Raw genomic sequence first — 3,349 nt, forward strand, 5'->3', positions numbered from 1 at the left:
ATGCCCAAGCCCGACGTGGTGGCGCTCACCGGTGGCTACCGCAAGACGCCGCTGCTGCAGATCGGTGCCGACATCTACTGCGACACCGCGCTCATCGCCGACGTGCTGGAGCACCGCGCGGCCGAACCGCCGCTGTTCCCCGTGCACGCGCGGGGCCTGTCGCGCGCCGTGGCGCAGTGGGCCGACTCGTCCCTGTTCTGGGCCTCCATGGGCTACACGCTCAGCCCCAAGGGCGCGGCCAAGATGTTCGCCGGCTTGCCGCCCGGCGAGGGGCAGGCCTTTGCCGCCGACCGCGCCACCATGCGCCAGAACATGACGCTGCTGCGCCCCGCCGACGCCACCAGCGCCTACCGCAGCTACCTGCGCCGCCTGGCCAACATGCTCGATGAACAGCCCTACCTGCTCGGTGAGGTGCCGTGCATCGCCGACTTCGCGGCCTACCACCCGCTGTGGTTCACGCGCAAGCTCAACCCCGGCATGGCCAGCATCCTCGACGCCACGCCCGACGTGCTGGAGTGGATGGACCGCCTGGCCGCCATCGGCCATGGCCGCAGCGAGCGCCTGAGCAGCGCCGACGCCGTGGGCATCGCGCACGCGGCCACGCCCGAGCCCATCAAGGCCGACGAGGTGTTCCAGGACGACCATGGCATCGCGCTGGGCAGCCGCGTCAGCATCGCCGCCGAGGCCTTCGGCACCGAGACCAGTGAAGGCGTGCTGCTCGCCGCCACGCGCACGCGCTACACCATCGAACGCCACGACGACCGCACCGGCACGGTGCACGTGCACTTTCCGCGCGTGGGTTACGTGCTGCGCGAGGTGAAGGCTTGATCGCCTGGCGCTGCCCGCGCTTCGACGAACTGTCTGCGCGCGAGGTCTATGAACTCATGCGCCTGCGCAGCGAGGTCTTCGTGGTCGAACAGCGCTGCGTCTACCTGGACGCGGACGGCGCCGACCCCGCCTGCTGGCACCTGCTGGGCGAGAGCGACGGCGAACTGCAGGCCTACGCGCGCCTGGTGCCGGCGGGCCTGAAGTTCGCCGAGGCCAGCATCGGCCGCGTGGTCTGCGACCCCGCCACGCGCGGCACCGGCCTGGGCCACGCGCTCATGCGCGAGGCCGTGGAGCGCGTGCGCGCGCTGTGGGGGCCGGGGCCCATCCGCATCGGCGCGCAGGCGCACCTGGAAGGCTTTTACCGGCAGCACGGCTTCGTGCCAGACGGCGCGCCCTACGACGAGGACGGCATTCCCCACATCGAGATGCTGCGCCGCTGAACCCACCACCACAGAGGAGACAACCACATGATCCAGAACTTCGAGGGCACGACGGCGGTGCTCACCGGCGCGGGCTCGGGCTTTGGCCTCGAGTGCGCGCGCATCGGCGCGCAGCGCGGCATGAACCTCGTGCTGGTGGACGTGCAGGCCGATGCGCTGGAGCGCGCCGAGGCCGAGATGAAAGCCGCCGGCGCGACCGTGATGGCGCGCCGCGTGGACGTGTCCGACGCGGCGCAGATGGAATCGCTGGCCGAGGAGGTGTACCGCCTCTTCGGCGCGCCGCACTTCGTCTTCAACAACGCGGGCGTGGGCTCGGCCGGGCTGATCTGGGAGAACTCGGTGCGCGACTGGCAGTGGGTGCTGGGCGTCAACGTGTGGGGTGTGGTGCACGGCGTGCGCCTGTTCACCCCCATGATGCTGGACGCCGCCAAGGCCGACCCCGCGTGGCGCGGCCACATCGTCAACACCGCCAGCATGGCGGGTCTGCTCACGCCGCCCAACATGGGCATCTACAACGTGAGCAAGCACGCTGTGGTGGCCTTCACCGAGACCCTCTACCAGGACCTGCGCCTGGTCACCGACCAGATCGGCGCCAGCGTGCTGTGCCCGTACTTCGTGCCCACGGGCATCAACCAGAGCCACCGCAACAAGCCGGCCGAGATGGCCGAGGAGGCGCTGACGAAGAGCCAGATCATCGGCCAGGCCATGAGCGACAAGGCCGTGGGCTCGGGCAAGGTCACGGCGGCCGAGGTGGCGCACCGGGTGTTCGAATCCATCGAGGCCGACCGCTTCTACGTGTTCAGCCACCCCAAGGCGCTGGGCAATGTGCGCTCGCGCATGGAGGCCATCGTGAACGTGCAGAACCCGCCCGATCCCTTCCTGGAGCGGCCGGAGGTGGGCGAGCAGTTGCGCGCGGCGCTGCGCGGCGGCTGAGGTGCCCATGGACTCGCCGGCCGCGCGAGGCCATTGCCTGTTCGCCACCGCCATCGGCACCTGCGGCATCGCCTGGGGGCCGGCGGGCATCGTGGCCGTGCAGTTGCCCGATGCGGGCAACGAGGCCACGCGGCAGCGGCTGCTTCGCAACGCGGGTGAGGAACTGCCGGCCGCCGAGCCACCGCCCGAGGTGCAGGCGGCCATCGCGGGCGCGCTGGAGCCGGACCTGTTCGGGCCGCCCGGGGCTTAGCTGCCCGCCAGCCTCTGCGCCAGCGCCCGCGCCGACAGCGGCGCGCAGCCCTCGGCCTTGTTGCTGATGGTGACGTAGGCGTTCTGCCCCGCGCCGGTGACGCCGCGCACCGTGCGCACGATGAGCTCGCGCGTGTCCTCGTCGACGTCGTGGATGCGGTCGTACGGCGCGTACCCGCGTTGCGCGTCTTCATAGCCATAGGCGCCATGCAGCGGGTTGAGGTTCCAGCGGCACACCAGCGGGCCGGGCCACAGGGCGCGCAGCAGCGGCAACTGGTCGGCCAAACGCGGCATCTTGGCGTGCAGGCCCAGGCAGTAGGTGGCGCCGGTGTCGCGCAGCACCTCGGCCAGCGCGGGGGCGATGCCCGGTGCGAGCCACTCGGGGTCGCGCACTTCCACCGCCACCACACCATCGGGCGTGGCGCTGCGCACGTCCGGCAAGGCCTTGAGCATCGTGCGCAGGCGGTCCAGCAGCAGCGGCAGGCGCTGCAACTGCATGAAGGGCAGGGGGCTCAACTGGAACACCAGCGCGCCGACCTTGTGCTCCAGGCCGGCGAGCGCGGGCTCGATGAACTCCTTCGCCGCGACGGCGGGGTCGAGGAACAGCGGGTTGGGTTCGCGGCCCTTGCCGTCCTCGCTGCGGATCTGCGCGTCGCAGACCAGCGCGGGGGCTTTCACCACGAAACGGAAGTCGGCGGGCACCTGCTCGGCGTAGCGGCGGAACTGCACCTCGGTGAGGGCGCGGTAGAAGCTGCGGTCGACGCAGACCGTGCGCAGCAGGGGGTGCTGGCCGTAGGCGGTGAGGCCTTGTTTCGAGAGCGTGGCGTCGGGGTAGTCGCGGTCCCACACCAGGCCGGTCCAGCCGGGGTAGGTCCAGGACGAGGTGCCCAGGCGCAGGC

General features: G+C 71.3%; 5 protein-coding genes. 4 read left to right on the forward strand and 1 reads right to left on the reverse strand.

What is annotated here, in order from left to right:
* From VLG41_RS00885 to VLG41_RS00900, 4 genes are all read left to right on the forward strand, one after another.
* Positions 1-828 (forward strand): glutathione S-transferase family protein (locus VLG41_RS00885; RefSeq protein ID WP_325347513.1); only part of this gene is annotated, 828 nt, incomplete at its 5' end.
* Entirely contained in the window at positions 825-1,268 is a 444-nt protein-coding gene (locus VLG41_RS00890) for a GNAT family N-acetyltransferase (protein ID WP_325347514.1), read from the forward strand. The genes VLG41_RS00885 and VLG41_RS00890, both read left to right, overlap by 4 nt.
* A gap of 27 nt (positions 1,269-1,295) precedes the next feature.
* Complete coding sequence (locus tag VLG41_RS00895; protein WP_325347515.1) at positions 1,296-2,201, forward strand: SDR family oxidoreductase; 906 nt, start codon at positions 1,296-1,298, stop codon at positions 2,199-2,201.
* A 7-nt stretch (positions 2,202-2,208) separates the two neighbouring features.
* Positions 2,209-2,451: a hypothetical protein gene (locus VLG41_RS00900; RefSeq protein WP_325347516.1), complete on the forward strand. Its 243-nt coding sequence runs from the start codon at positions 2,209-2,211 to the stop codon at positions 2,449-2,451.
* On the opposite strand, the gene VLG41_RS00905 is transcribed toward VLG41_RS00900, so the two are convergent.
* Positions 2,448-3,347: a DUF72 domain-containing protein gene (locus VLG41_RS00905; protein ID WP_325347517.1), complete on the reverse strand. Its 900-nt coding sequence runs from the start codon at positions 3,345-3,347 to the stop codon at positions 2,448-2,450. The two genes, VLG41_RS00900 and VLG41_RS00905, sit on opposite strands and share 4 nt — an antisense overlap.
* Positions 3,348-3,349: the final 2 nt, after the last annotated feature.

Origin of the sequence: Hydrogenophaga sp. (assembly GCF_035481345.1) — a bacterium.
In the GTDB taxonomy this organism is placed as follows: Bacteria; Pseudomonadota; Gammaproteobacteria; order Burkholderiales; family Burkholderiaceae_C; genus Hydrogenophaga.